Source organism: Occallatibacter savannae, from assembly GCF_003131205.1.
Classification (GTDB): Bacteria; Acidobacteriota; Terriglobia; order Terriglobales; family Acidobacteriaceae; genus Telmatobacter; species Telmatobacter savannae.
Map to the genome: position 1 here is coordinate 50,030 of NZ_QFFY01000011.1, position 25,236 is coordinate 75,265.

Consider the following 25,236-nt stretch of genomic DNA (forward strand, 5'->3'; position numbering starts at 1 on the left):
TAAACGTGCTTCTTCTATCGAAGAAGCACGTTTAGAATGGGGCACCCGGTGAAAGTCGGGCACCCACTGTTTGTTTAGTCCACCCGCTCAACAAGGAGTACTTGCTCGTCGTTGTCGACCTCGTGGAATTTGACTTCGATGATTTCGCGGCTGCTGGTGGGGACGTGGCGGCCGACGTAGGTAGCTTCGATGGGCAGTTCGCGATGGCCTCGGTCGATGAGCACGGCGAGCTGGACGCGCCGGGGACGGCCATGGTCGAAGAGGGCATCGAGGGCGGCGCGTATGGTGCGGCCGGTGTAGAGCACATCATCGCAGAGCACGACATCGCGGCCTTCGACGTCACAGCCTAGAGCGCCGGGCGTGACCACGGGGCGCACGTCGGCAGTGGAGAGGTCGTCGCGATAGAACTGGATGTCGAGCGTGCCGGTGTCGACGGTGCGCTTTTCGATGTTGGAAATGAGCTTGCCGAGGCGCTGGGCCAGGGGGACTCCGCGGCGCTTGATGCCGATCAGGGTCAGGTCTTCGCTGCCGTTGCTCTTCTCGACGATCTCGTGGGCGAGCCGCACCAGGGTGCGCTCAATCTCGGAGGCGGACATCAGCCTGCCCTTGACGCGCAGGGCCGTGGAAGTTGTTTGTTCGCTCATAGGCTCTCTTGCGGGATGATAGAAGGCTGCGGCGGGAGGGGGCAAGCTGTGGAGAAGCTGCTGAGAGCCGTTAGCTGGTAGCCAGTAGCCGGTAGCTGTTGGTGCGCACCGCTTTCCCTGACCTGAACAAGGCTGCGCAATAAAGAGCTAGCGGCCATGAGCGACGGGCTCTCGGCACTTCCTGTGGTGCCTGTCTGTTCGCGCGAAATTTTCTCCTAACCGCAGGTAAAAACCTGGTGTCAAAGGGGCTGAATGCAGGGAAATGATCACTCGATCGTCCGGGCGGTGCTGGCCGGGGACAAGGAAGCGTACGGGGCGCTGGTACGGGCGCACAGTGCGGCTGCGTTTCGAGTGGCATTTCGAATCACCGGCAACGAGGCCGATGCGGAGGAGATTGTGCAGGAGGCGTTTCTGCGTGCCTATCAGCGGCTGGAGAAGTTTGAACAGCGTTCGGCGTTTGGGACGTGGGTCTACCGGATCGCCGTGAACTGCGCGCTGAGCCGGATGGGCCGGCCGGAGATTGAGGCCGAATACCGGCACGGCGAAGAAACCGACGCTGAAACAAAGACGGTGCAGCTCGCGGCGCAGGATGCCGATCCGGAGAGGGTGTTGCTGGGGCGGGAAGCAAGCGCAGCACAGGAGATGGCGATGCAGAGACTGACGGCGACGGAGAAGTGCGCGTTTGTACTGCGGCATCTTGAGGAGCGCTCGATGGGGGAGATTGCAGAGGCTCTGGGTGTGGCGCCGAATGCGGCGAAACAGGCGGTGTTCCGCGCGGTGCAGAAATTGCGCAGAGAGCTTGCGCCGCTGAGGGGGAATGCATGAAGCACCTGAGCGAAGAAGAGCAAATAGAGATGTACTACGGCGACGGTTCGGAAGAGGCACGAAAGCACTTGAAGGTTTGCCAGGAGTGCGCCGCTGAGTTTGCGAAGTTCAAGCGGAGTCTGGATGCGATCAAGAGCGAGGATGTTCCGCAGAGAGGTCCTGACTACGGGGATTTCGTGTGGCAGGCGCTTCGGCCGCAGTTGATTCCGTATGAGAAGAAGACGACAGGCTGGCATGGCTGGAGTTGGTGGAAGCTGGCAACGGCAGCTGCGGCATGCCTGGCGCTCATGACCGCCGCGTTCATTGGGGGCCGCTTGTGGGAGCACCGGAGCGCAGGTCCGAACGACGTTGCCGGCGGCACAAATGCAGGGAATGCTCAGCCGCAACAGCGGGTTGTCCTGGTGGTGCTGACGGATCATCTGGATCGCACTGAACGGTTGCTGGTGCAGTTGAACCATGCTGATCTTCGCGACCGGTCCGAAAGCGCGCAGTTGCAGACGGAGGCGCGGGAACTGCTGGCGTCGAACAGGCTCTACCGGGTCAGCGCCAACAAGGAGGGCGATCCGGCGCTGGCGGGAGCACTGGATCGGCTGGAAGGAGTGCTGGCCGAGATTGCGAATGATCCGCACCTGACGGCGGCGGATCTTGAGCGAGTGCGGAAAGACATGAATACCAGCGGAATTCTTTTTGAAGTGCGGGTGTTGCTCACGCGCAAACCTAATGAGGAAGGCGGGCCCAAGCCCGCGAAGGGAGTATCGATCTAATGAAAGCGAACGGATTATTTGCACGTATCCTAATTGCTGCGGTGACGGCTGCGCCGTGCTTGCGCGCTGAGGTTCCGATGCCGCTGGTGGCTGCGTTCGGCGAGGGTGAAGGCGGCGGGATGGCTGATGATGCGAGTCTCTATGCCGATGGGACACGCGCTATCAATGAGAGCCGCTGGTCTGATGCCGCGGGCCTGTTCGATCGGGTTGCGCAACTGCACGGAGAGCGTGCAGATGGCGCACTCTACTGGAAGGCGTACGCGGAGAACAAAGAGGGGCAGCCTGCGAGCGCGCTGAGCACTTGCGGGGAGTTGCGCAAGAAGTATCCCAGGAGCCATTGGCTTGATGAGTGCGGCGCGCTGGAGATCGAGATTCGCGGCAAGAGCGGCCAGCCAGTCTCGCCACAGGCGGAATCTGACGAGAACCTGAAACTACTCGCGCTGAATGCGCTGATGCAGCAGGACCAGACGCAGGCGGTGCCGATCCTGCAGAAGATTCTGACCGGGAATCAGTCGGAGGAGTTGAAGAGCAGGGCCTTGTTTGTTCTGGCGCAGAACCACTCGCCGCAGGCCGAGACGCTGATCGACCAGATCGCGCAGGGGCAGTCGAATCCTGCTCTGCAGGTTAAGGCAATCCGGATGCTGGCTATCGCGAAGGGCAAAGGCTCGAACGACATTCTGGCGTCCATTTATCAGAAGAGCAGCGATGAGAAGGTGAAGCGGGCGATCCTGCAGTCCTACTTGATGACCGGCGATCCGGCGAAGCTGCTGGAGGCGGCGAGGACTGAGAGTAATCCGGAGTTGGCCAAGACGGCGGTACACACGCTTGGCGCGATGGGCGCGGCATCGGATCTGCTGGCCATGTACCGTGCAACCAACAGCGCGCAGACGAAGGAAGAGATTATCAGCGCATTCATTCCCTGCGGTCCCAAAGGGGTGGGCCCGTTGTCGGAGATCGCTAAGTCGGAGCAGGATGCGCAACTGCGGCGTAAGGCGATCCGCAATCTTGGAATAGCTGGTGGAATGTCTGTGGCTCCGACGCTGGTGGAGACATATCAAAAAAACCCGGATGCGGAGACGAGACGAGCTGCTGCTCAGTCGCTGTTCCTCGCGAACGATGCGCACGATCTGGTGACGCTGGCGCGCGGCGAGAAGGACACAGCGATGAAGGAGTACCTGGTGCAGCAGCTGAGCCTGATGCACAACGAAGAAGCGACGAAGTACATGATGGAACTTCTGAACAAGTAGAGAGAGGACATTCCCCATGAGACGAATCTGGTTGTTCGCAGCAGTATTCGGATTTTCGGCGCTCGGAGTGGCGCAGCAGCCAAAGGTGGTCAATGCTCAGCTTCACTCAGAAACTGCGAGCGCGGGTTTGGCGACAGCGGTTGACCAGCTGAAGCATTCGCAGGAAACGCAATGGCTCGGCTATTCGGTTCCGGCGGTTCCGGGGTCGCACTTTTCGACGTGGTGGAGCGAAGACTCGAGGAAGCAGGATGGGTGCTGTGGGGTGTACAGACTAGAAGCGGAGAATGACAGCTACCGCTCCTCGGATGGTGATCACGGAACAGAGACGAGTATTACTGTGCTCGCGCGATTCGAGAAAGGTGCGATCGACAAGATCCGCTTCGTAGGGACAAGCTGCGAGATCGATGCGGGAGGTCTGCCGTTCACGTGGCTCACGGGTGTGAATCCGGACGACAGCGTGGCTTGGCTGTCGAGCCTTGTTACTGCGGATGAGAAGCGGCATTCCGATCAGGCGCTCGCTGCGATTGCAATGCATGAGACGCAGAAAGCAACAACGGTGCTGGACCGGTTCGCATCTTCGTCGAATCCGCTGTGGCTGCGGGAAAAGGGCGCGTTCTGGCTGGGTGCGGGGCGCGGTCATGAAGGGTACCTTGCGCTCAAGAAGATGATGGGAGACTCGGATCCGGAATTCCGCAAGAAGCTGAGCTTCGATCTTTTCGTCAGCAAGGATCCGGCTGCGGTGGATGATCTGATCGGGATGGCGAAGTCGGATAAGGACGTTGGCGTTCGTGAACAGGCCATCTTCTGGGTGGGACAAAAGGCAGGGCACAAGGCCGTTGCGATGCTGAAGGACACGGTGGAGAACGATCCTGAAGTCGGAGTCAAGAAGAAGGCAGTGTTCGCTCTGAGCCAGCTGCCGAAGGATGAAGCGGTACCGGAGTTGCTGCATGTTGCGCAGACAAATGCCAGCCCTACGGTGCGCAAGGAGGCCATCTTCTGGCTCGGGCAGACGCACGATCCGAGAGCGCTGGACTATTTCGAACAGATCTTGTCGAAGTGAGAAATCGGGCCGCGGCGTCGGCCTGGAAACACTTAGATCTCTGGGCGGCGCCGGCGGCTCGTCATTCGCGCACCGATGGCCCCGCCGGCCACGGCGAAGAGCGTGAGGATCGAGCAGTACCAGGCAAGTCCTATGGTCTGAAATCCGGCCTCGCCCTCGGGGGAGAGCATCCACCTGCGTTGCGCTTCAGCCATCGCAGCGTTGTAGGGCACGGACATCTGCGCTTCTAAGCGCTGCGTCTGCTTATCCATCTCTGTGACAGCCTCAGTCCAGGCAGAGTCAATCTGTGGGCCCTGATGGCGCACGACACGGGTAACGAAGAGGCTTGCACCGCTCAGCCCGAAGGCCAGCCACCCAGCAAGCAAGCCGGTGACGAGACCCATACGGGCGCCTGCGCCGATGGTGATCCAAGCCGGACGCTGATTGCGCATGTAGAGCGCGACGGCCCAAGCCGCGGCTCCTGCCATCCAGAAGATTCCGAGTCCGCGAAGCGGAGAGAATTGCGATGTAAGAAGTCCTGCTGCAGGGGCCAGGAACGCAATCACCCTCAGCGCGGATCTCCAGTCAATGGAACTCGCGTCACGAACCGCTTCGGGCCAGCGCTCTGAGGAGGGCGGGATCGCGCCCGGTTCGGCTGCGTAGACCAGCTGGGGAAGTCCACACGACGGGCAGTAGCAGCTGTCTGCTGGTATTGACTGGTGGCAGCGCGTGCACGTCGTCTCCATGGATCAAGCCTAATGCATCGGGGTGAGAGTGGACGTGATCGGGTTCGCGATGCGCAGGAGGGATTCTGGCAGCTAGAAGGTTCTTTTTTCTCGGATGCGTGGATGCGTGGGACGGGGCAGTTGCACAGCTACATGAACCGGCGCGTAGGAGCGTGTCTTGCAGGCGCGGCAGCGGATCGGGTATTTGAGCGCGAGCAATTTAGACCAGTCGCGCCACTGCAGGTGGGCGCTGCGCAGGTCGGTCGATCCGCACTCGTTGCAGTAGAGAGACATTCCGTGCTCCAGACTCATTACTGCTGCTATGAAAGGGGGCCCGATCAGTATGTCACATCCTGTACTTGGTTTGTTGAGGTTCGGAAGCGCAGGAGAGCGCAACTCCATTGTAGGAGATGTTGAGCCGGGAGCGGCGGGAAGGATGGGCTACTTGTTGCCTGCGGTGGAGAGACGGATTGAGTTGATAATGTGCTCGAATGTAGGCCGCATCGCGGAAGAATCCTGCGCCGGGGAGACAAAGACGAAGTAGCGCAACGGCGTCCGCTCCCGCGGGATGCCAACGATCCAGTCATGTTCACCGTTGCCATTATTCGCGGAGCGGTTAACTGCGTCTACGGACTGCGCTGTGACATCGCCGATACGGATGTTGCTGATCTGACCGGCCTGGATGCCTGGATTCTCGCGCGCGAGCTCGTCTACGAGCGAAGCAAAGGTATCGCCACCTGCCTCCTGCGGATCGGGATCGTAGAGATCTGTGAGTACGCCGTAGACCAGGTTTCCGGTTTTGCCGTCGGCGGACGGGGAGATGCCTCCCGGCGGGGCGACCATTGCGGAGTTACGGTCGCCTGCCGCTTTCCAGTCTGAAGGCACCTGCATAGTGAACCCATTCCCCGTGAAGGTGATCCATTGTTGCGGAAGTGTTGTGTCGACCCTTGTACCGACCGGCGCGCCGGCGTCGTATTCATTGACTCCGGTGCTGACCGTCTGATTCGGATCTTTGCGCTTCCATACGCCGGACTCAACTTCCTTGGCTGTATAGGCGCGCATGCCGGAGACCTGTTGCTGAATGCGTTTGAAGTCCGCAGTGTTGGTGACGTAGCGCGCTCTAGGGACGAAACTAGAGATCTCGCGGTTGACGTATTCAGTGCGGTTACCCGGGTTAGGGTGGTCGCTCAGGAATTGCGCGCCTCCCTTGCCATACTTGCCTTGAATGGTTTCGAAGAACTGCGGCATGGCACGGGGGTCGTAGCCCGCATCGTAGAGGATGCCGACGCCCTCGAGATCGGCTTGCTGCTCAGCTTCCCGGCCCATCCTCAGGAAGCTGAGCCCGGCTGTGAGGCCGATTGTCTTCTGGGCCAGTGCGCCCAGAGTCGAATTGCCGAGAATGAGTCCGCTGGCGATCTCGCCGATGCCGGCGAAAATGCCGACCCGCTTTTCCTTTTCGAGATTGCAGACGGAGTGCTGCAGAGCGACGTGGGAGATTTCGTGTGACATTGCTGCGGCAAGCTGCGCTTCATTGGAGGCGGCCTGGATTGTTCCGAGATTGACAAATATGGAACCGCCGGGAAGAGCGAACGCATTGATGTCGGCAACGTTGACCACGTGGAAGTTGTAGGGCCAGCGATAGCCGGGGGCCTGGGCGGCCAGCGTCTGCCCGAGAGCCTGAACGTATTGTGTTACCGGGCTCGAGTCCGGGAGAACCGGCATCTGCTGGTACACCTCGTTGACGACCTTCTTCCCCAATTCGATCTGCTGCTGAGGGGACATGTTGTTTCTGCAGGGCCTGAGTTCGACGCGGGCTTGCGCGAGCGGACAGGTGAGCAGGAAGCAGAGAAGGAGAAGAAGTGGCGCAATCTTGCGTGTGTTGCCCGGTACATTCCGGCAATTCATAAGGGCTTAGAATCGCGGAACGCGCCGGGGGTTTGAGCACCGACAAAGTTCGTTGCGGGGAGGATGGAGATCGGGATAGGTTACGCGGTTTGGCTGGGAATTGGCTGCGAACTCCTCGCGAGGAAAGCATCCACTGCCGACTCAGCGGCTTTGAGGGCTTCGTCGAGGGTGAGGTTCGTGGAGTCGAGCAGGAAAGCGTCGGCTGCGGGCTTCAGAGGCGAGTCGACGCGATTGCGGTCGCGCTCGTCGCGGGCTCGCAAATCGCGAATGACTTCTTCGGGCGGGGGAGAGGACTGGCCCTTCTGGCCGATCTGGTCGTAGCGGCGCATGCCGCGGACTTCCGGAGCAGCGTCGAGGAAGATCTTCACTTCTGCATCGGGGAAGACGACAGTGCCGATGTCTCGGCCTTCCATGACGACGCCGCCGCGCGTCGCCATCTCCTGCTGGCGCTTAACCATACTGGCGCGCACTGCAGGAAAGATGCTGACACGCGAGGCTGCGTCAGTGACGGTCTGGTTGCGAATTTGGCCGGTGACGTCTTCGCCATCGAGCAGGACGCGGTTTTCGTTTTCGCCCGACTCGAGCTGGATGTCGGTTTCGGCGGCGAGCTGCTGCAAAGCGTTGGGGTCGTCGAGAGGAACTTCGACACGCAGGGCTTTGAGAGCGAAGGCGCGGTACATTGCGCCGGTCTCAAGATTCAGGAGGCCGTAGTGACGGGCCAGGTGGCGGGCAATTGTGCTTTTGCCCGCGCCTGCCGGCCCATCGATGGCTACGACGAAGTTGCGTCTTGGTTTGGCTGCGGAGGACTCTTCCGGGCTCATCCGCGTTTTTTGGCTCCGGGCCGTGCGCCGTTGCGTCCGCTGTTGCGAGCACCATTTCCTGCGGCGCTCTTCGGCCGGTTGCTGAAGAATCGCTTGCCACTTCCGCTTGCTGTTCGTCCGGCGGCCGTCAGAGCTGGTCGGCCCTTTCCTGCGGGACGCGCACTGCCGCGCGACGCAGGCGGCTTGGGCTTGGACGAAGCCGAGCTTGCACGCTTGGTCCAGGAGGGGGCTGAGGACTTACCGGGCCGATGCGACGACGTTCCGTTGCTGCCGGAGCGGCCGTTCGAACTTGAAGTGTGACCAATGTTGGAGTGCTTGCCGTTTTTTGCACCGTTCCAGCGCGACTCGCCTGTCGGGCGAGAGGCGTTCTTCTTGCGTGTATCTGCCCCGTGACGCGCCGCGTGACCGTTCGAGGAACCAGAGCGGCCGGACGACGCCGGCTTATGAGCTGCCGGACGATTGTGGTGGGGACGGGCGATCTCCGGCTTGCTGCTCGACACTGGGCGCCGGACTGGAGTTCTGGGGACGTGTTGTTTTGCGGCCTCAGGCTGTTGCTGGGCAGGAACCGGAGCCGGAGCCGAGGCCGATGTCGGGCTCGGGACTGCCGGGGGCGCCGGAGGAGCGGCGGGCCTGGGCTGGAAGACAGAAGGCTGATGAGCAAATGGAACCGAGACTGCCGGGCTGGGAGCCTCGTCGTCCCTGTCGAAGGAGCGGGTGAAATAAGACGAGGCGGAAAGAGTCGAGTTGGCGAACAAAGTGGATACGGGCTCGAATTCGGGCAAAGTGCCAGCAACGTAGAAGTGCGGTGCGTGTCCGAGCGAGAGGGTGTGGACCTGCCGCGTCGCGACCAGGCCGCGGATGACCTCGCGGATCTTACTACGAGCGGTCAGGGCGGCGAGGAAGAGCTCAACATCCTCCATGGTGGCGGCGATCGCGGCCTGGAGGTAAATGGATGCAAGTACTGAAATGGCAGTCACTTGCGAGGTGGAGGCACCCTCGGCGATGGCGCGCTGGAAGCGGGTACGGAGAAGCTGCCACTTGGCGGGCTGACCCTTTGCGGCGATGACTGGAATAATACGAAGCTGCTGCCAGAGCTCGGTGATGGCACGAATGACTCCAGCTTCGGAGACTTCGCGGCCGAGAGCCTGCTTGAGCTGCGAGACGTTGAGTTCGTTGGCTTCGAGCAACTTGTAGACGTGGACGGCAAGCTGGGATACCTGACGCGAGCCGGTGAGCTGGGGGCTGCGACGCCAATCGCGGTCGCCACGGAGCGCATATACGTAGGGCAGGACCCAGGCGGCAACGACGAAATCGGGCTGCTCGCCTGGCTGGCCCTGAAGGTTCAGGCGTACGGCAACTCCTTCATTTTCAAGGCGGATAAGCAGTTCTTCAGCGAGTGAAATGGTTTTGGGATCAGGGGTAGCTTCGGACTGGCCGGCGACTGCTTCGACAAACGACGGGGCCACCGAAGTGGAGAATTGCTTTCTGGGGAGGAAAAGACAAAGCCCGGTTTCTTCGATCCAGGTACGGGCGTCCTCCAAGGTCAGAGTTCCAAGGCCGTTCTGGCGCATTCTTTCGGCGCGCGCTTGTGCTAATTGCTCGGATGTCAAAGAAAAACCTCACTTCCGGGTTGGCGCAACCGCAACGGTTGTGAGCTTTTACGCCCAGCAGCCCTCATGCCTTGGCACAGGGCCGCCCCCAAGTTCTTATCTTAAATGCGATTTAAATTCGATGGAAGGCCCGCTGGATGTCCTTCCAGGAGTACAGCAGAGCTATCGGACGACCGTGGGGGCAACTCGTTGGATGCTCGGTCTTTGCAAGTTCCAACAATAGCCATTCCATTCGTTTTGGGTCAAGGGGGGTGTTGATCTTGATAGCCGAGTGGCAAGCGATGGAGGCGGCGATACGGGTGCGAAGAGCGGTGAGATCCTCGCTCAACGAAGGTTCCTTTTCAGCTTCACTGGACTGATCGATCACCTGATTGAGCATGCGTTCGAGCGAGGCGCCTTCGAGACCGACAGGAGCTGCTTTTACGGCAAGCGTCTGAGGGCCAAAGGGTTCGACTTCGAAGCCGTTGCGCTCGAGTTCATCGGCAATTTGAGCGAAGACGACCATCTGCCAAGGCTTGAGCTCGACGAGCAAGGGCATGAGCAGCCGCTGGCGCTGGACGTGTTCGACCTTCCGATCACGCAGGATCTTCTCGAAAAGCACGCGTTCGTGTGCCACATGCTGGTCGATGATCCAGAGGCCGTCTTCCCCGGCGGCAAGGATGAAAGAATCGCGAAGCTGACCCATGGGGCGGAGGGAACCGAGGCGGTTGAGGGTGGTAGCTGCCTGCTCGGCTTCGATCTGGGCGGCGGCCTCGGCCGGAGGGGGGAGGGGGTCGGACGAGCAGCTGTCGCGCGACGCCACAGGTGGCTCGAGGAGGGTTGCGGCGGCCTCGAGCAGCGTCTGTTGCTTGAGGCCGGCGGCGAGATCCTGCTCGCCGAAGGGGAGTTTGCCTGGGATAGGGGGGAGCGGCTTGGAGGTAAGTCGGAAGGGCTCCGCTTCGGCGGCTGAAGGCGAATCTGGATCGCCCAGGGTGGGGGGCTCGTCCGGGGAGCCGGGAAGGCGCGAACCCGGAACAGGGATCAGAGAAGGCGTTGCGGCGGCGGAGGATTCGAGTGCGGCTCTGAACCCGGCGACTGGGCGGGCGGCGATGAGCGCGTTGCGTAGGCTGTCCCGGACGAAGTCGTGAATGAGCGATTGCTGCCGGAAGCGCACCTCGGTCTTGGCCGGGTGGACGTTTACGTCAACTTCCTCTGGCGGCATTTCGAGGAAGAGCAGGACGACGGGATAGCTGGTGGGCGGAATGATGTTCCGGTATGCCTCGCTGATGGCGTGCAGCATGAGCCGATCGCGGATGAGGCGCTTGTTAACGAAGATGTAGATCGAATTGCGATTGAGCTTCTGCAACTCGGGCTTGGAGTAGAAACCGGAGAGGCGCAGCCAGCCGGGGATGCGGGCGGGTTCGTCCGGGTCTCTCTTCCATGGGGGCGGCTCAGGGAGGCCGGAGCGGTCGAGCTGGGTTTCGGCGGCGACGGGAAGAAGCTGCGCAAGCGTGTCTTTGCCGAAGATATGGTAAATGCGCTCGGCCGGGCGGTTGACCGGGGGAGCGCTGACGAGCGTGTGCGAGGCCGAGAGCAGTTCGAAGTGCTTCTCAGGATGCGCCAACGCGTAGTGCGTGACGAGAGCGGTGACGTGCGAGAGTTCGGTGGATTCGGCGCGGAGAAATTTGCGACGAGCGGGAGTGTTGAAGAAGAGATCGGAGACGGAGATCGTTGTGCCGCGCGGAAGGGCAGCGTCGTCGACGTGATGGATCTTGCCGCCGGCAATTTCGAGATGCGTTCCGGAAGGTTCTTCCCCGGTTGCGGTGTCGAGGGAAACGCGGGCAACGGAGGCGATGGAAGGGAGCGCTTCTCCGCGGAAGCCGAGGGTGGCAATGGAGAGAAGCTCGTCGGCCGTTCGCAGCTTTGATGTTGCATGACGCTCAAAGGCGAGCAGAGCGTCGTCGCGGTTCATGCCGTGGCCATCATCGCCGATGCGTATGAGCTTGCGGCCTCCGGCTTCGACTTCGATGCGGATGCGGTTAGCGCCAGCGTCGATTGCGTTTTCGAGGAGCTCTTTGACGACAGAGGCGGGGCGGTCGACGACTTCACCGGCGGCAATCTGATTGGCCACCTGGTCAGAAAGAACACGAATGCGCCCCATGGAATGAGGGTAGCAGGGACAGAGCAGGGATTAGGAAACAGCGATTAGGGAGTAGTGAGGAGGGCAGTCTGGAAGTCAGAAGCTGCCAGCCAATGCGTGAATGTTGACTGACAGCTCGGTGGGTCAGTTTGCTTGCGGGGAGGTGGTGGATTCCTTTTGTATCTGCGCGAGGCAGGTGAGAGCGCGATCACCGTCAGAGCCTTTGAGCGGGACGAGGTTGAAGAACGCGAGGCAGACGTTCGCGAGAACGAATTTTGGCGAGTGTCCCCAGAAGAGCAGGATGAGGGCGACGTTTGTGAGCGGGCCGGCGAGGGAGATGAGGAGATTCTTCGCAGGTGATCCAGCTTCGCGCACGACGTACATCCCCTTCATGCAAAGCCCGATGGTCTTGACCTTGATTCCGAGCATAAGAGATGTAGCGATGTGTCCAAATTCGTGGAGCACCATTGCAGTCAGGCCGAGGAATAATGTTCCAGCCAGGGAGATGAGCCAGTGGGTCAATAAATAATGCATATATAAGCTCCCTTACATTCCCTTGAGATGTGGCCTGCTCATCCAGGGATGTACATCATTGGACTCGTGGGAGCCGGGTTGGAACGATGAGTTTCTGGTAACCGCGGAATGTGGGTACGTGCGCAGGTGTGAGCTGGTTACCGCATGTATGCAACTTCGGAGAGGAGCTGCGAATCGTGAATCGCAGTTCTCGCATCGCAGTCGACTGACGAGGACACGGCGCGGGCGCAACGCGCGCCGGTGAGTTGCGGTAAGAATCGCAGGAGGAGTTGAAGAGTAGAAGCGAAGATCGAGCGGAAAAACGAAAACGCCGCGCGCGGCGGCGTTTTGATTGAAGACGTGAGCGTCTGCTAGATGCCGACGCCAAACTCGGTGGATTGTTGATTGCCGGCGCTCGAATAGAAATCGTAGGGAGTACGGTGATTGAATTTGTAGCGGAGGCGAAGTTCGCGGCCTACGTAGACGCCGATCGCTGCGACAGCCATGCCGACGGAAAACCAGCCGATGACCTTGAGCGTGTTGCTCTCGTCCTGCTCGTCTAGAAGTGTGATGGGGGCGATGTTAGCGGACATGGTCGGCTCGGTCTCCTTGATCCCTGATCGATGATAGCCCAACTACAATTTGACGTATCCCACGCCCGTCAGGTGAGACTACAACTTTTGTGAGATGCATCCTGTTTTGATAACTATGCCTGAATTGAAACACAGTTGTCAGTGTGCCTCTGTGATTTGAGACAGCCATGAACGTTTGGTTACATCCGGCAGAAAACTTGCGCGAATGGAGTTCGCTGCAAGTTCTCGCAGTTCATCCCGGGAAAATCCCTGTTCGGTGTGGGCGAGCAGATACTCGCTGGCTAGAGCTGAGCCGAAGAAGGCGGGATCGTCAGAGTTAATTGTGACGAGCAGGCCTGCTTCGAAATAGCGCCTGAGCGGGTGAGCAGCAAAGCTGGGGCAGACGCCCGTTCGGACGTTTGAGGTCGGATTGAGCTCCAGAGGCGTGCCTCTGACCTTGAGATGATCCATCAGCTGAGGATCGTCGATCGCTGAAAGTGCATGACCGAGACGCTCTGAACCGATGCTTAGGGCTTCCCATATTGCCTGAGGCGGAGTCGTTTCGCCCGCGTGATTGGTGAGCCGAAGTCCGGCTTCCTTTGCACGCGCATACATTGCCCGAAAAGGCTCAGAACCGCAGCGACGCTCGTCGCCACCGAGGCCGATTCCGACGACGGATGGATGCGAGGCGTGCAGCTGCGCGGCTTTGTGGAAGACCTTCTCGGTTTCGTCGAGAGGGAAATGGCGGACGGCGTCCAGGATCCAGTAGAGGGTTAGATTGAGTTCGATTTCGGCACGAAGACGAGCGCGTTCAAGGCCGGCGAAGATGGGATCGAAGCAGTCGGGGTCGGGGTTGCGCCAGTGATAGATCACGCCGACAGAGATGTAGACCTCAGCGTGCATGACGCCCTGTTCAGCCAGACGCTGAGCCATGCGCCAGGCGGCTAGCTCGTAATCGGCTGGAGTTAGAAGCCGCTCAGACACGGCCTTGAAGGCGAGCAAGAAGCCGTTGAAGTCAGTGAAGTGGTAGAGAGCCTCTGCTTCAGGCAGCGTGATGGGAGCAGCGTCGTGGCGCCGGCTCAGCTCGACGAGGGTAGCGGGCGTGACGGTGCCTTCAAGATGCAGATGCAGTTCCGCCTTGGGCAGGCGGCGGATAAAGGATTCGATGTCGGACACACTTCGAGTTTAGCGGGGTGTCTGCGAGCACCGCATCATTTCGGGCCAAAGAGCGAGAGCACGTGGCCATCGGGATCGCGGAAGCTGGCCGCCCATACCGACGCTGTGAGCGGATGCGGAGCACTCTGGAAGTGAATGCCGCGTTTGCTCAAAGCCTCGTAGGCGGGCTGAACATGGTCGACCGTAAATACAGTTTCGCTGTCTCCGGGAGCTTTGCCCACTTCGGAACTGACGACGATCGAGATGCTGCCGGTATCGAAAAAGGCGAGATCGTCGCTTTGCTGCGTGACCGTGAGGCCGAGCTTCTCGTGGTAGAACACGACGGACTTCTGCACGTCGGCAACGCCGAGCATCACATAGCCAACTTTCGAAAGCTTGAACGAGTCAGCTGGTGCGGTTGATGTCGAGGGCTGCTGGCTGAGGGCGGTGCAAGTGCAGAAGAAGGTGAGCAGGGTGATATGGGCAATATGTCTCATGGGGATGTTGTACCCCGGTCAGGCGCGAGGCGCTTTCGACATCTTGCGAAGTTGGGCGGCGTAGGTTGACGGAGTCACACCGGACCATCGGCGAAAGGCGGTGCTGAACGAGGCGGTACTGCCGAAGCCGACTGCGAGGGCTGATTCCGTGACGCTCGTTCCTGCTCTGAGCAGGCTTGCAGCGCGGCTGAAGCGAAGTCCGGCTACGTAGCGCGACGGGCTCATTCCAAAGGCTGTTTTGAAGGTGCGCTGAAAGTGGAATGGGGACATGGCGGCGGCTTTCGCCGCGCCGGCCAGGGTCGCAGTGCCTTCGGGACAGGCATGCAGATACTCGCGACCGCGCGATACGCGCTGGAGCAGTTCGAAGCGCGTAGCCGCCTTGGCCGCGGAGATGGCGGAGAGTTGCTTTCGAATTTCTTTGGAGTGAGCTGCGAGTTCAGATGCGAGGCCGAGGTAGCATTCTTCGCGGCGGATGGCAGAAGTGCCACGGATCAGGTTGGTACGGATAGACGCAATCCACGCGTTGAATGTAGCAGTACGTGAATGCAGTCGATTGGGAAAGAGGAGCTCCCTTTCTTGCGTCGGATCTTCGAGGCATTGATCGTCAGTCGCATAAAGATCGCGCAGGACGTTCTGGACGAAGCCTGGTTTGAAGAAGATGCAGCAGGTTGAGACGGGCTCCGCGGCATCGATCTCCATCGAGTACGGTTCGCCATCGTTGAGGATGAGGAACGTTGATTCGTCGACCCAGATATCGCGGCGATCAATGCGCCATGCGACGCGACCGCGCGTGACCGTCTTAATGGAGAGCGGGCCGGGAAAGTCGCGGACCGAGTGGCGACGCGATTGGGCGGCAAGGACGCAGTTCTCGGATCCAAGAGGCGCGGCGGCGGGCGCCCATCTGACCTGGGGAAGCGCAGGCATCGCAGTCCATCGTAACGCGGAGTTGGTCGGACTTACGCAGGTTTTGTTTTCGGGGAGGCAGACGCTCTGGTAATGGTGATCCCGAGACGCGCGAAGTGGGCAAGAATTTTTGATTTGACCTGGTCGGTGACGATCATGCCCGTGACCGCTGAGATGGGTGCGATCACGTAGGGCGAGACGGCGTTCAGCTTCTCTGACGAGGCGAGGACGATGGTTTCGGCGGCAGCGGCGGAGAGAGCGCGTTTGACGTGCGCCTCTTCGAAGTCACCGGTGGTGAGGCCAGCTTCGGCGTGGATGCCTGTGACTCCCATGAAGTAAGTGTCCGCGCGGATGCGGCCGATGTTCTCGATGGCTGGGGCACCGACGGCGACCACGGAGTGCTTGAAGAGCTTGCCGCCAATGAGGATGACTTCTACGCCGGCATGCTCGACGAGTTCGACGGCGATGGTTGGGCTGTGGGTGACGACGGTGGCGCGAAGATCGGACGGCAGATGGCGTGCGATCTGAACTGCGGTGGTGCCGCCATCGAGAATTACGACCTGGTTGGGACGGATCATCGCAGCAGCGGCGCGACCGATGATTCTCTTCTCGTCGGTGGCGACGTTGAGGCGCGCGGCGAAGTTGCCCATCGCTGGAGATGAGGGCATTGCGCCGCCGTGGACGCGCTGCAGCAGGCCTTCGGCGGCGAGTTCGCGGAGATCGCGGCGGATAGTGTCTTCAGAGATGTTGAGTTCGGCACTCAGGTCTTTGGCGACGATGGCGCCGGTTTTGCGAAGCGTGTCGAGGATGAGTTTGCGGCGGTGGCTGGTGAGCACAGCAGTACTATCGCACAGTACTGAGGAGTGTGCACGACAATTCACGAAGTTGCACGATTATGCGTGAATGAGGTATGTTCGTTTCCGGAGGTCGTATGAAAGCGACGAAGCCCTTGATTGTGCTGGTGGCCGGGCCGTACCGGTCGGGAACGGACGGCGATCCCCTGAGAATTCAGCGAAATTTGAAACGTCTCGAGAGGCATGCTTTTGGTGTCTTCAGCGCCGGCCACATTCCTCTTATCGGAGAGTGGGTGGCGCTGCCACTGGCGGAGCAGGCGGGATCGCGCGAGGTGGGCGATGCAATTTCAGAGCAGTACCTGTATCCGGTGGCGGGAAGACTGCTGGAGCGGTGCGATGCTGTGCTGCGTATCGAAGGCGCGTCAAAGGGCGCAGACGAGGATGTGCGGATCGCGCGGGAGCGGGGGCTGCCGGTGTACTTCCATCTTGAAGAGCTGCCTGCAGCGATTGCGAGAGGCTGAACTCTGCTGCCGGCTCGCTCGAGGAGATCACCGGAGAAGCCATGCCGCGAATCGATGCCATGCAGGTGCCGGGAACACCTTGGCGAAACAGATGTTCTCAACGATGAAGATTGTGAGAGGAATCCACAAAAAGACCGGATGGATTCGGCGTCGGTCGACGAGATCGTGCAGAGCCCCTGCGAACAGGAATGCGGCGACCAAGATCGGAGTGAACGGTATGGCGCCGTGCAACACCGCGTAGTGTCCGGTAAGGTGCGTGATTGGTGCGGGCATCAATGCGGCGAAGGTGGTCAGCAAGATCAGGCGTTTGTGGATCTCGGGGCGTCTCCGAAACAGGTAGGCAGCTGCGAATAAGGATAGAAAGAGCACCACATCGAGCAGAGGGAAACCCATGGCCGCGAGCGGGTCCTGCTGGGCAGCGATGTCTCCGCTGAGATCGAATCCGCGTCTGCCCATGGCTATCGTAACGGCGTATCCGAGGAGAGCCATTCCGCCGGCGAGAGCGATGGAAGCTGTTCCAATTGTTCGGTGCAAGGAGAGCTTTCGCGTAGCCAGCAGAGATTGGATCAAGAAGAGAAGCAGCCACAGCTGGAAGAGAATCGCGTGACTGATCAGCAGGCTGCTGAGCGGGCCTTTGCGGCCGGCGGGGCTCAGCATGGAAGGCGCGAAGGCGGCCGCTGAAAACAAAATTGCCCATACAGCCATGGCCGGGTAAAACCAGCGACTTCTGGCGGCGTGGAGGGGCTTGGGCGAGGTCAGCTGTGCTGGGCTCAAGGTCAGGGCTCCGTTTGGAAACGCGTGCGGAATATTGCAGGCGACGTTAGCGGGGCCCGCCTCCGTCGCAATAGTAAAAAACGGACGCCGGGCTCTTGATGCGACGGCGGTGCGCTGTTCGTGGTAGTTTCCAGGTATCGCAATGTTCCCTATCCGCTTCCACATGCCGGCCGCGAGCGTCCGCCCGTTCGTTCAGTTCTATGCGCAACGTGAAGTGAGCTCGCGCGATCCGTTGTTTGTGCATCCCGTTCCGGCGCGTTCGTCGCCGATGCTGGAATTCGTCTTCGGAGACCCGATTCGTGTGACGTACTTCGATTCAGAGGTCGAGGAGACCAGCCCTCACGTTGTGTTCGTCGGAATGCAGACTCGTCCGTTCGCGAGACTTCGTTTGCAGGGCTCGTTGCTTTCCTTTGTCATCATGTTCCAAGCGAATGGGGTAGAGCGCCTGTTCCGCCGTCCCGCACATGAAGTGAACGACGCGAGCTGCGATGGACGGGCCTTCTTCGATTGCACGGTAGAGGATCTCTACTTTCGTCTGGGCGACTGCAAGACCTTCCAGGAGCGAATTCGAGTCGCTGATCATTTTCTCGAAGGGAAGTTGTATAGCGCATTGCCACTGGACAGTATGGGCGCGGTGGTGGAACGCATCCGAAGATCGAACGGCGTTGTGAAGATACCGGAACTCGCGAGCCTGGCGAGTGTGAGCCCTCGGCAATTGTCGCGGGATTTTAATTCACGGTTCGGGGTAGGGCCGAAGATGTTTTCGATGATCGTGCGATTCCAGAGCGCGCTGGATCGCAAAGTGCGTTTGGGAAAGCCCTGGACAGAAGTGGCTCACGATCTCGGTTATCACGACCAGATGCACATGATTCACGATTTCGAACGATTCTCCGCCAGCACACCGACGGAGACTTTGAAGGTTGTCCAGACGTTCTTTCAGCATCAGATCGCGAGGCAGCGCGATCCGGAGCTCGACGTGCCGTTGGTCGTCTGATTCGCTCTTCCGGAGAGCGGCTGTGGCTAGCGCATGCCGGCGAATTCGCTGCGGTGGCGGCTGTAGAAGAAGTAGATGAGCAGGCCGGTGAAGAGCCAGATGAAGAACGCGGTCCAGGTGAGGACTTCGAGGCCCATCATCAGGACGATGCAGAAGATGATGCTAAGCACTGGAAAGACCGGGCCGAATGGCGCGCGGAAGGAGCGCGGGCGGGCGGGTTCGCGGTAGCGCAGGATCATGACGGCGATGGAGACGAGCACGAACGCGAAGAGCGTGCCGATATTGGAGAGGTTGGAGACGGTTCCGATATCGAGGAGGCCGGCAGGGATTCCGACGACGAATCCGGCGACCCATGTGGCGACGGCGGGAGTGCGGAACTGCGCATGGATTTTGCCGAATACCTTCGGCAGCAGTCCGTCGCGCGACATGGCGAACCAGACGCGTGCCTGGCCAAGTTGGAAGACGAGGATGGACGAGATCATGCCGAGCATGGCGCCGATGAGGACGATGAGCTCGACCCAGCGAAGAGGCGCGCCTCCGGGCTGCGTGGACAGGTGCTTGAGGGCGTTTACGACGGGAGCGGCGTCGCCCATGATGGAGTTCCAGGGGACGATGCCGCTGAGTGCGATGGCGACTCCGCCGTAGAGCAGGGTGCAGGCGACGAGCGTGGCGAGGATGCCGATGGGCAGGTCGCGCTGCGGTGTTTTGCATTCTTCGGCGGCGGTGGAGACGGAGTCGAATCCGATGTAGGTGAAAAAAATGATCGATCCGCCGGAGAGCATGCCGGTCCAGCCATTGGGCATGAATGGGTGCCAGTAGACGGGCTTGATGAAGTTGGCTGCGGCGAAGATGAAGGCGAGAATCGCGACCATCTTGATCAGGACCAGGATGTTGTTGGTACGGGCGGACTCACGAATGCCCCGGACGAGGATGACGGTGAGGATCATTACGACGAGGAAGGCCGGGATGTTGAAGCCGAAGTGCCAGCCGGGGGAGTAGAGGTCTTTGCCGGAGAAGTCCTGCAGGCCGGTGGGCAGATAGGCGGGCGAGATCCACTGGAGGGGCGGGTGGATGCCGAACCACTCGAGCAGCGCCTCGATGTGCGCGGCGAAGCCGACGCTGACGCTCATGTTGGAAAAGGCGTATTCAAGGATGAGGTCCCAGCCGATGATCCAGGCGACCAGTTCCCCAAGGGTGGCGTAGGTGTAGGTGTAGGCGGAGCCGGCGATGGGGATCATCGAGGCCAGTTCTGCATAGCAAAGCCCGGTGAAGACGCAGACGATGGCTACGAGAACGAGGGAGAGGGCAAGAGCGGGGCCGGCTCCGGGACGTCCCGCCATGGCGGTATGGGTGAGCAGGTAGTGGATGAGCGGCGTGTTGCTGACTTCAGGAGTGTCGAACTTCTGGCCAGCCATTGCGGTGCCAATGACGGTGAAGATGCCGGAACCGATGACGGCCCCGATGCCGAGAGCGGTGAGCGACCAGGGGCCGAGGGACTTTTTCAGCGCGTGTTCGGGATCTTCCGACTCGCTGATGAGCTTGTCGATCGACTTGCAGGCAAACAGTTGATTGGGCAGGGCGGTTCTCCTGGGTTCGCTGAAGGTCCCGGCGTTAGGATGAGAGCCTTTTGGGGAAGTTTACATGGTGGGGAAAGGAGAGCGGAACGGGGAGGGAGGGGTTGGAGGAGGGCATTAAATGACTTCGGGCCGCCACCTATGGGTGTGCGGCCCGAGAATCTGGGCGATGACGCCTGCAGCCTTAGCGCTTCGACTGGCCGCGTACCAGTTTCTTGACCTTCTTCTTGCTCGAGCCGCGCGGAGTGGTGCGCTTAGCCTTGGGGGCAGCCTTTTTGCGGGAGGCCCGCTTTACCTTCTTGCGTTCTGCCTTGTCTTCAATCTTCTTGGTGTTTGCCAATTCAAAAACCTCTTTCGTCAATCTGTTTGCGAGAACTCGCGCGACTTCAATGGTATCGGAATCGCAGGGCAAAGGAAAGCGAGGACAGCTGCGGAGAAGAGCCGGAAACCGCACTGGCCGTTCGGCTCAGGGATGAGCCGGGTGGGAATGCAGCGAGGCCCAGTGGCGACATAGGTGTGGATTTGGCACGTCCGGCGAAGTAGGGTTCAAACTATGCAAGACCAGCGGGGCCCGGCATTGAGCATGCGACGAAGCGCCTGGTCGACTCCGAATCGTCAAGGCAGCCCGGCAACTCGTCACAGAGGCATAGCCTGCCGAGGGTTGAAAGGCTAGGCTGCGGCTCATGCGAAGTTCTGCGAAATCTCGTTTGCAGTTTGTGCTCACGTTGATGCCGGCAATGGCGGTTCTTCTTGTGGCCGATCCGGCTGTCTGCGAAAACATTCCAACCTTCCGCGGGAACGCGGAGCATACGGGGATTTACGACGCGGCCGGAGTACCTGCGCTGAACGGGGTGAAGTGGACCTTCAAGGCGGCGGGACAGTTGATCGCGAGCCCTACTGTTGCTGGCTCGACGGTATACATCGGAAGTACGGCTGGAGTTTTCTACGCGGTTGATCGCGAATCGGGAAGTGCGAAATGGAAGTTCGCCGTGAAGGCGCGGGTGGCATCGACGGCAGCCGTGGCGAATGGGATGGTGTTCTTCGGAGCGTACGACGGGAACTTCTATGCGCTGGATGCGGTGTCGGGGACGCTGAAGTGGAAATTTGCGACCGAGGGCGAGCGCCGGTATGCGGCGAGTCATCTGCACGGCTCGCAGCCGGCGAAGGAAGTGATGCCGGACCCGTTTGACTGCTACTTGTCGTCTCCGGTGGTTTGGAACGGGGCGGTCTATTTTGGCAGCGGAGATGGGAATGTCTACGCGCTTGATGCGGGCAGCGGCGCGCTGAAATGGAAGTTCAAGACTGGCGACGTGGTGCATGCGTCACCCGCAATCGCCGACGGCAAGGTTTACATCGGAAGCTGGGATAGCAACTTCTATGCGCTCGACGCGGCGATGGGGAAAGAAGTGTGGCGCTTCAAGACCGGCGAGGATCCCGACATCCACAACCAGGTGGGGATTCAGTCGTCAGCGGCGGTAGTGGACGGGGTGGTGTACTTCGGCTGCCGCGACGCGCATTTATACGCGCTCGACGCAAAGACGGGGGAGAAGAAGTGGGCCTATGGAACAAAGGGATCGTGGGTGATCGCCTCTCCGGCTGTGCGGGATGGCAAAGTCTTCTTCGCGACTTCGGACTCGGGGATGGTGTATGCGCTGGATGCAAGGAGCGGGGACGTGGTTTTTTCGCTCAACCTTCAGCGCTGGCCATCGTTTTCGTCTCCGGCGATTGCGGAGAACACCTTGTATGAGGGATCGGACTCCGGGCACATGAACGCCGTCGATCTGGTCAACCGCAAGATTGCCTGGAGCTTCGAGACCGAAGCTGCGAAGAAGAACGGGGCGGCGTATACCAAAGCTGATGGCTCGCCGAATTATGAGGCGGCCTACGACTCGGATTTCTACGATGACATGATGGCTGGCCGCAAGCGGATGATGTCGGTCGGTCCGATACTGTCTTCGCCGGTCGTGGCCGATAAGGTCGTTTACTTCGGGGGAACGGATGGCATGTTGTACGCGCTGGACTAAGCGGTGGAAGAAAGAGCTGAGATTTGGCTTTGGCTGTCCGACGAGTCACGTCGGCCTCAGAAGGGAGTGGCTAAGCGGCCACTCCCAGTTTTTCGGAAACCGTGAAAAGGGACCGGTGCAGGTGGAGTTGGCGGCCGTAGTGGATAATGTGGACGGGGTAGCGACGAGTCTGCGCGATGTACGCGGGTGAGGCACGAGAGAAGGGATTGTGGTCAAAGTGAGAACGCCAGCGAACGAGTGGACCGCGATCGAGGAAGACCCCGTGCGGACGTCGTGGCTCGGGAAGCTCTTCGCGCACTGGTGGGCACGGACCCTCATTGCAGCTATCGGGTGGACGGGAATTGCAGTCACGTTCGCGTTGCCCAACCTGATGCTGGGCGGCTTCGATCGCGAACTAAAGACGTATCTTGCGCAGTTCTGGGCATGGGGCCTGGTCACTCCGCTGATCGTGGCGTTCGATCGCCGGCTGCCTTTTTCAGGCCGGCAACTGGGCATGCGCGTCGGGGCGCATCTTGCGGCCAGCCCCATTATTACCCTGATCGGCTTTTACCTGATGGTTGTGCTCCGTGTGGTGCTGGGGCTGGCCCCGCCTTCGTCCCTGCAGCCGGGGCAGGTGTTCGGGCGGATGATGATCGGCTGGCAGCTATGGTTCTGGCTGATCTACTGGATTGTGGCGGGCGCGATCCAGGCTTATCGGTACTACGAACGGTATATGAATACCGAACTGCGGCTGGAGCGGCTGGAACACAGCTTCAGCGAGGCAAGGCTGAACGCGCTGCGTATGCAGCTCGATCCGCATTTTCTGTTCAATGCGCTGAATACGATTTCTTCGCATGTGGAGCGCGATCCGAAGCTGACGCGGCGGATGATTGAGCATCTCGGCGATCTGCTGCGCATGTCGCTTGAGTCGAAGGACAGGCAGGAGGTTCCGCTGACGGAGGAGATTGCGTTTCTTGAGCACTATCTGGAGATCCAGAAGATCCGGTTCGGGGATCAGCTGCGGATTGTGATGGATGTGGCTCCGGAGGTGAAGTACGCCGCCGTGCCGTCGATGTTCATTCAGCCGCTGGTGGAGAATGCGATCCGGCATGGGATCTCGCGCAGGGCCGCCGGCGGAACGATTGTGGTTCGCGCAAAACCTCTGGGCGAGCGGCTCGAGATTCGCGTGCAGGATGATGGAGTGGGTTTGCCTCTGGGCTGGAGACTCGAACAGCAAGAGGGGCTGGGATTGTCGATAACAAGGCAGCGTATTGAGGGGCTTCATCCCAACGGGACAAGCCGCTTTGCCGTAAAGAACCGGATGGAGGGCGGCACGGAAGTTGAGGTATCGCTGCCATTGCGGCTCGTGGGAGACGAGAAGAGTGAACGCGCGTACGCTTGAGCCGATTGATGTGCTTGTTGCCGATGATGAGCAGCCCGCGCGGCAGAGGCTGATCGATCTGTTGCGGCGGGATGAGCAGGTGGCGTCCGTGAGCGAGGCGGCGGACGGCGAGACTGCGGTGGAGATGATCCAGCGGGAGAAGCCGGGGCTGCTGTTTCTGGATGTGCAGATGCCGGAGCTGGATGGGCTGGGCGTGATCGATGCGATTGGCGCGGCGGATATGCCGCTGACTGTTTTTGTGACGGCCTACGACCAGCATGCGATTCGGGCTTTTGAGGCGAATGCACTGGACTATCTATTGAAGCCGTTTAGCGATGAGCGCTTTGAGGCGACAATGGCGCGCGTGAAGGCGCGGCTCGATGAGCGGAGCATGCGGGAGTTCGGCCAGCGCGTCATGAAGATGGTCAGCGCCGCGCCGTCTACGCCGGAAAAGAGGCTTGATCGGCTGGTGGTGAAGGCGGGAGGAACGACGCGGTTTATCCGTGTGATTGATATCGACTGGATCGAAGCGGCGGGAGTTTACGTGACGCTGCACGTGGGCGGGAAAGAGTTGTTGTATCGCGCGGCGCTGAATGATCTGGCGGAGAAGCTCGATCCGCGGCGGTTTGTGCGGGTGCATCGGTCGGCGCTGATCAACATTGAGAGCGTGGTGCAATTGGAGCCGATTTCGCACGGTGAGTTTGAGGCGGTGCTGAAAAACGGATCGAGGACGCGGGTGAGCAGGACCTATCGAGGGCAGTTGGAGAAGAGGCTGGGGCAGCCGTTGTAAGGGCTAATTGAGGTTTTCACTCGGGCTGCGTTCCGCCCTTCTCAAAATGCATGGGCATCAGAACCGGTAAAAGCTCGCGAAGTTTAGAGTTTTTCCCATCGTCAAGGTTCCGAGATAGATCGGCCGTCAGTAGTGCCAGAGCAATGAAGAGTAACGCGTCGGGCGCATTTGCAACTATTGAGTTAAAGATGGAGAGCACGTTGTTCTCCCCATGAGAAGTGAGCAGCAAAGACGTTTCCAGACTAGGCACGAAGAATCCAAGTACCGCGCCTGCCTCCGCCGCCAAAACAGCAAGAATTGTCCCCTGAATTCTGGTTTTAACTGACACCAGCGCCGACACTCCTCTTAGGAGTCGAACCGCTGCAGGAAGGACAAGCCAACCCGTGCATCCAACCCCCAATAGCATGCCTGCTGCGAGGAACCAAAAAGAATTGATGAGGCCCTGACGATGCGCTATCGAAAGTAAGTAGTACGACAGTCCCGCCGTCCCGCCGATGAATATCCCGACTGTTACCAAAAACCTCAATGAGAACAGAACAATCCTTCGCCAGCGCGTCAAAAGTGCTTCCAAGATCATTCTTGAATCGGGCCTTTGATCCCTTTCAATTGAATCTACGATGACGGCAGTTGCGACGAGAGCGGCCACGAATAGAGATACAACTGCAATGATTGCAACGATTGCAATTGGAGCGTAGGCTATTGAAGCTTTGGCTAACGTAGCAGAGTCGTGTGGAGGCAGTGGAACTTCACCACCCAGCACGGAATGCCCCGTCGTGAACCACCGGAATATGCCTCTTTCAGCCACTCCCCGCAGTCGCCAGAGGCAGATCGCAAGAAGATCAGCCGCCAGATAAGGAAGCCAGAGGGTTGGATGCTTCCTCAGGAGTTCAGCCATCTTGATGCAGAGCACTTGCATAACGGACTCATACTTCACACCGTTCTCGTCAATACTGTTTCAAAAATCTCGTCAGGACTGGATTGACGCCAACTCGGAAATAGTCGAGGTTTTAGATTTCTAGAAAGGCAACTGCAGATTCCTCCACTGCGGTCGCCAATGGCGACCTCC

At 60.0% G+C, this 25,236-nt stretch carries 25 protein-coding genes; 9 read left to right on the forward strand and 16 right to left on the reverse strand.

The window, feature by feature from the left end; all coding sequences use genetic code 11:
* Positions 1 to 74: 74 nt before the first annotated feature.
* Positions 75 to 644, reverse strand: coding sequence for a bifunctional pyr operon transcriptional regulator/uracil phosphoribosyltransferase PyrR (gene pyrR, locus DHV10_RS26590; RefSeq protein ID WP_275425945.1), 570 nt, complete (start codon positions 642 to 644; stop codon positions 75 to 77).
* A gap of 252 nt (positions 645 to 896) precedes the next feature.
* Here pyrR and DHV10_RS26595 point away from each other — a divergent pair, with 252 nt between their 5' ends.
* From DHV10_RS26595 to DHV10_RS26610, 4 genes are read left to right on the forward strand one after another with little or no spacing between them, the layout of a single operon-like run.
* Positions 897 to 1,469, forward strand: a complete 573-nt coding sequence (locus DHV10_RS26595) for an RNA polymerase sigma factor (protein ID WP_109489465.1) — start codon at positions 897 to 899, stop codon at positions 1,467 to 1,469.
* Entirely contained in the window at positions 1,466 to 2,233 is a 768-nt protein-coding gene (locus DHV10_RS26600) for a hypothetical protein (protein ID WP_109489466.1), read from the forward strand. The genes DHV10_RS26595 and DHV10_RS26600 overlap by 4 nt, the downstream gene beginning before the upstream one ends.
* Positions 2,233 to 3,480, forward strand: a complete 1,248-nt coding sequence (locus tag DHV10_RS26605) for a HEAT repeat domain-containing protein (protein WP_109489467.1) — start codon at positions 2,233 to 2,235, stop codon at positions 3,478 to 3,480. Before DHV10_RS26600 ends, DHV10_RS26605 begins: the two co-directional genes overlap by 1 nt.
* Positions 3,481 to 3,496: 16 nt before the next feature.
* Positions 3,497 to 4,540, forward strand: a complete 1,044-nt coding sequence (locus DHV10_RS26610) for a HEAT repeat domain-containing protein (protein WP_109489468.1) — start codon at positions 3,497 to 3,499, stop codon at positions 4,538 to 4,540.
* 32 nt (positions 4,541 to 4,572) lie between these two features.
* Here DHV10_RS26610 and DHV10_RS26615 read toward each other — a convergent pair whose 3' ends face one another.
* The 11 genes from DHV10_RS26615 to DHV10_RS26670 all read right to left on the reverse strand — a co-directional run bounded on the left by DHV10_RS26615 (position 4,573) and on the right by DHV10_RS26670 (position 16,175).
* On the reverse strand, positions 4,573 to 5,265 hold the full coding sequence (locus DHV10_RS26615) for a zinc ribbon domain-containing protein (protein WP_162601932.1): 693 nt from the start codon (positions 5,263 to 5,265) through the stop codon (positions 4,573 to 4,575).
* Between the two features lie 420 nt (positions 5,266 to 5,685).
* Positions 5,686 to 7,026, reverse strand: a complete 1,341-nt coding sequence (locus DHV10_RS26625) for a M48 family metallopeptidase (RefSeq protein WP_162601933.1) — start codon at positions 7,024 to 7,026, stop codon at positions 5,686 to 5,688.
* Between the two features lie 203 nt (positions 7,027 to 7,229).
* A complete protein-coding gene (cmk, locus tag DHV10_RS26630; RefSeq protein ID WP_109489472.1) occupies positions 7,230 to 7,970 on the reverse strand; it encodes a (d)CMP kinase in 741 nt (246 codons plus the stop codon).
* Positions 7,967 to 9,511, reverse strand: coding sequence for a hypothetical protein (locus DHV10_RS26635; RefSeq protein WP_162601934.1), 1,545 nt, complete (start codon positions 9,509 to 9,511; stop codon positions 7,967 to 7,969). Before DHV10_RS26635 ends, cmk begins: the two co-directional genes overlap by 4 nt.
* A 181-nt stretch (positions 9,512 to 9,692) precedes the next feature.
* Complete coding sequence (gene mutL / locus DHV10_RS26640; RefSeq protein WP_109489474.1) at positions 9,693 to 11,720, reverse strand: DNA mismatch repair endonuclease MutL; 2,028 nt, start codon at positions 11,718 to 11,720, stop codon at positions 9,693 to 9,695.
* 123 nt (positions 11,721 to 11,843) lie between these two features.
* Positions 11,844 to 12,233 carry a zinc metalloprotease gene (locus tag DHV10_RS26645; protein ID WP_109489475.1) on the reverse strand — a complete coding sequence of 130 codons (390 nt, stop codon included), beginning with the start codon at positions 12,231 to 12,233 and terminating at the stop codon, positions 11,844 to 11,846.
* Positions 12,234 to 12,583: 350 nt separating this feature from the next.
* Entirely contained in the window at positions 12,584 to 12,805 is a 222-nt protein-coding gene (locus DHV10_RS26650; RefSeq protein WP_109489493.1) for a hypothetical protein, read from the reverse strand.
* 138 nt (positions 12,806 to 12,943) lie between these two features.
* The gene (add, locus tag DHV10_RS26655; RefSeq protein ID WP_109489476.1) at positions 12,944 to 13,960 is read right to left on the reverse strand and encodes an adenosine deaminase; all 1,017 of its coding nucleotides are present in this window, start codon (positions 13,958 to 13,960) and stop codon (positions 12,944 to 12,946) included.
* Between the two features lie 35 nt (positions 13,961 to 13,995).
* A complete protein-coding gene (locus tag DHV10_RS26660) occupies positions 13,996 to 14,436 on the reverse strand; it encodes a VOC family protein (protein WP_109489477.1) in 441 nt (146 codons plus the stop codon).
* An 18-nt stretch (positions 14,437 to 14,454) separates the two neighbouring features.
* Positions 14,455 to 15,360, reverse strand: a complete 906-nt coding sequence (locus DHV10_RS26665) for an AraC family transcriptional regulator (RefSeq protein WP_109489478.1) — start codon at positions 15,358 to 15,360, stop codon at positions 14,455 to 14,457.
* Positions 15,361 to 15,392: 32 nt separating this feature from the next.
* Positions 15,393 to 16,175: a DeoR/GlpR family DNA-binding transcription regulator gene (locus DHV10_RS26670; RefSeq protein WP_109489479.1), complete on the reverse strand. Its 783-nt coding sequence runs from the start codon at positions 16,173 to 16,175 to the stop codon at positions 15,393 to 15,395.
* A gap of 95 nt (positions 16,176 to 16,270) precedes the next feature.
* Between DHV10_RS26670 and DHV10_RS26675 the strand changes: the two genes are divergently transcribed.
* Complete coding sequence (locus DHV10_RS26675) at positions 16,271 to 16,654, forward strand: DUF4406 domain-containing protein (protein WP_109489480.1); 384 nt, start codon at positions 16,271 to 16,273, stop codon at positions 16,652 to 16,654.
* A gap of 27 nt (positions 16,655 to 16,681) precedes the next feature.
* Here the strand turns inward: DHV10_RS26675 and DHV10_RS26680 are convergent, their stop codons facing one another.
* Positions 16,682 to 17,428: a hypothetical protein gene (locus tag DHV10_RS26680; protein ID WP_162601935.1), complete on the reverse strand. Its 747-nt coding sequence runs from the start codon at positions 17,426 to 17,428 to the stop codon at positions 16,682 to 16,684.
* A 142-nt stretch (positions 17,429 to 17,570) separates the two neighbouring features.
* Between DHV10_RS26680 and DHV10_RS26685 the strand changes: the two genes are divergently transcribed.
* A complete protein-coding gene (locus tag DHV10_RS26685; protein WP_109489482.1) occupies positions 17,571 to 18,422 on the forward strand; it encodes an AraC family transcriptional regulator in 852 nt (283 codons plus the stop codon).
* A 26-nt stretch (positions 18,423 to 18,448) separates the two neighbouring features.
* Here the strand turns inward: DHV10_RS26685 and DHV10_RS26690 are convergent, their stop codons facing one another.
* Complete coding sequence (locus DHV10_RS26690) at positions 18,449 to 19,957, reverse strand: amino acid permease (protein ID WP_239462069.1); 1,509 nt, start codon at positions 19,955 to 19,957, stop codon at positions 18,449 to 18,451.
* Positions 19,958 to 20,180: 223 nt separating this feature from the next.
* On the reverse strand, positions 20,181 to 20,336 hold the full coding sequence (locus tag DHV10_RS27620; protein WP_204101547.1) for a hypothetical protein: 156 nt from the start codon (positions 20,334 to 20,336) through the stop codon (positions 20,181 to 20,183).
* Positions 20,337 to 20,733: 397 nt separating this feature from the next.
* Between DHV10_RS27620 and DHV10_RS26700 the strand changes: the two genes are divergently transcribed.
* The 3 genes from DHV10_RS26700 (at position 20,734) to DHV10_RS26710 (ending at position 24,170) form a co-directional block, all read left to right on the forward strand.
* A complete protein-coding gene (locus DHV10_RS26700) occupies positions 20,734 to 22,020 on the forward strand; it encodes a PQQ-binding-like beta-propeller repeat protein (protein ID WP_239462066.1) in 1,287 nt (428 codons plus the stop codon).
* 208 nt (positions 22,021 to 22,228) lie between these two features.
* Positions 22,229 to 23,401, forward strand: a complete 1,173-nt coding sequence (locus DHV10_RS26705; RefSeq protein ID WP_239462067.1) for a sensor histidine kinase — start codon at positions 22,229 to 22,231, stop codon at positions 23,399 to 23,401.
* Positions 23,382 to 24,170 carry a LytR/AlgR family response regulator transcription factor gene (locus tag DHV10_RS26710; protein ID WP_109489485.1) on the forward strand — a complete coding sequence of 263 codons (789 nt, stop codon included), beginning with the start codon at positions 23,382 to 23,384 and terminating at the stop codon, positions 24,168 to 24,170. Before DHV10_RS26705 ends, DHV10_RS26710 begins: the two co-directional genes overlap by 20 nt.
* 16 nt (positions 24,171 to 24,186) lie before the next feature.
* Here the strand turns inward: DHV10_RS26710 and DHV10_RS26715 are convergent, their stop codons facing one another.
* On the reverse strand, positions 24,187 to 25,104 hold the full coding sequence (locus DHV10_RS26715; protein WP_109489486.1) for a hypothetical protein: 918 nt from the start codon (positions 25,102 to 25,104) through the stop codon (positions 24,187 to 24,189).
* Between the last annotated feature and the right edge of the window lie 132 nt (positions 25,105 to 25,236).

Excerpts from the sequence above, each read along its gene's own strand:
- pyrR (WP_275425945.1), bottom strand. The coding sequence starts at position 644 with ATGAGCGAACAAACAACTTCCACGGCCCTGCGCGTCAAGGGCAGGCTG.
- DHV10_RS26595 (WP_109489465.1), top strand. The coding sequence starts at position 897 with ATGCAGGGAAATGATCACTCGATCGTCCGGGCGGTGCTGGCCGGGGAC.
- DHV10_RS26600 (WP_109489466.1), top strand. The coding sequence starts at position 1,466 with ATGAAGCACCTGAGCGAAGAAGAGCAAATAGAGATGTACTACGGCGAC.
- DHV10_RS26605 (WP_109489467.1), top strand. The coding sequence starts at position 2,233 with ATGAAAGCGAACGGATTATTTGCACGTATCCTAATTGCTGCGGTGACG.
- DHV10_RS26610 (WP_109489468.1), top strand. The coding sequence starts at position 3,497 with ATGAGACGAATCTGGTTGTTCGCAGCAGTATTCGGATTTTCGGCGCTC.
- DHV10_RS26615 (WP_162601932.1), bottom strand. The coding sequence starts at position 5,265 with ATGGAGACGACGTGCACGCGCTGCCACCAGTCAATACCAGCAGACAGC.
- DHV10_RS26625 (WP_162601933.1), bottom strand. The coding sequence starts at position 7,026 with ATGTCCCCTCAGCAGCAGATCGAATTGGGGAAGAAGGTCGTCAACGAG.
- cmk (WP_109489472.1), bottom strand. The coding sequence starts at position 7,970 with ATGAGCCCGGAAGAGTCCTCCGCAGCCAAACCAAGACGCAACTTCGTC.
- mutL (WP_109489474.1), bottom strand. The coding sequence starts at position 11,720 with ATGGGGCGCATTCGTGTTCTTTCTGACCAGGTGGCCAATCAGATTGCC.
- DHV10_RS26645 (WP_109489475.1), bottom strand. The coding sequence starts at position 12,233 with ATGCATTATTTATTGACCCACTGGCTCATCTCCCTGGCTGGAACATTA.
- DHV10_RS26650 (WP_109489493.1), bottom strand. The coding sequence starts at position 12,805 with ATGTCCGCTAACATCGCCCCCATCACACTTCTAGACGAGCAGGACGAG.
- DHV10_RS26660 (WP_109489477.1), bottom strand. The coding sequence starts at position 14,436 with ATGAGACATATTGCCCATATCACCCTGCTCACCTTCTTCTGCACTTGC.
- DHV10_RS26665 (WP_109489478.1), bottom strand. The coding sequence starts at position 15,360 with ATGCCTGCGCTTCCCCAGGTCAGATGGGCGCCCGCCGCCGCGCCTCTT.
- DHV10_RS26675 (WP_109489480.1), top strand. The coding sequence starts at position 16,271 with ATGAAAGCGACGAAGCCCTTGATTGTGCTGGTGGCCGGGCCGTACCGG.
- DHV10_RS26685 (WP_109489482.1), top strand. The coding sequence starts at position 17,571 with ATGTTCCCTATCCGCTTCCACATGCCGGCCGCGAGCGTCCGCCCGTTC.
- DHV10_RS26700 (WP_239462066.1), top strand. The coding sequence starts at position 20,734 with ATGGCGGTTCTTCTTGTGGCCGATCCGGCTGTCTGCGAAAACATTCCA.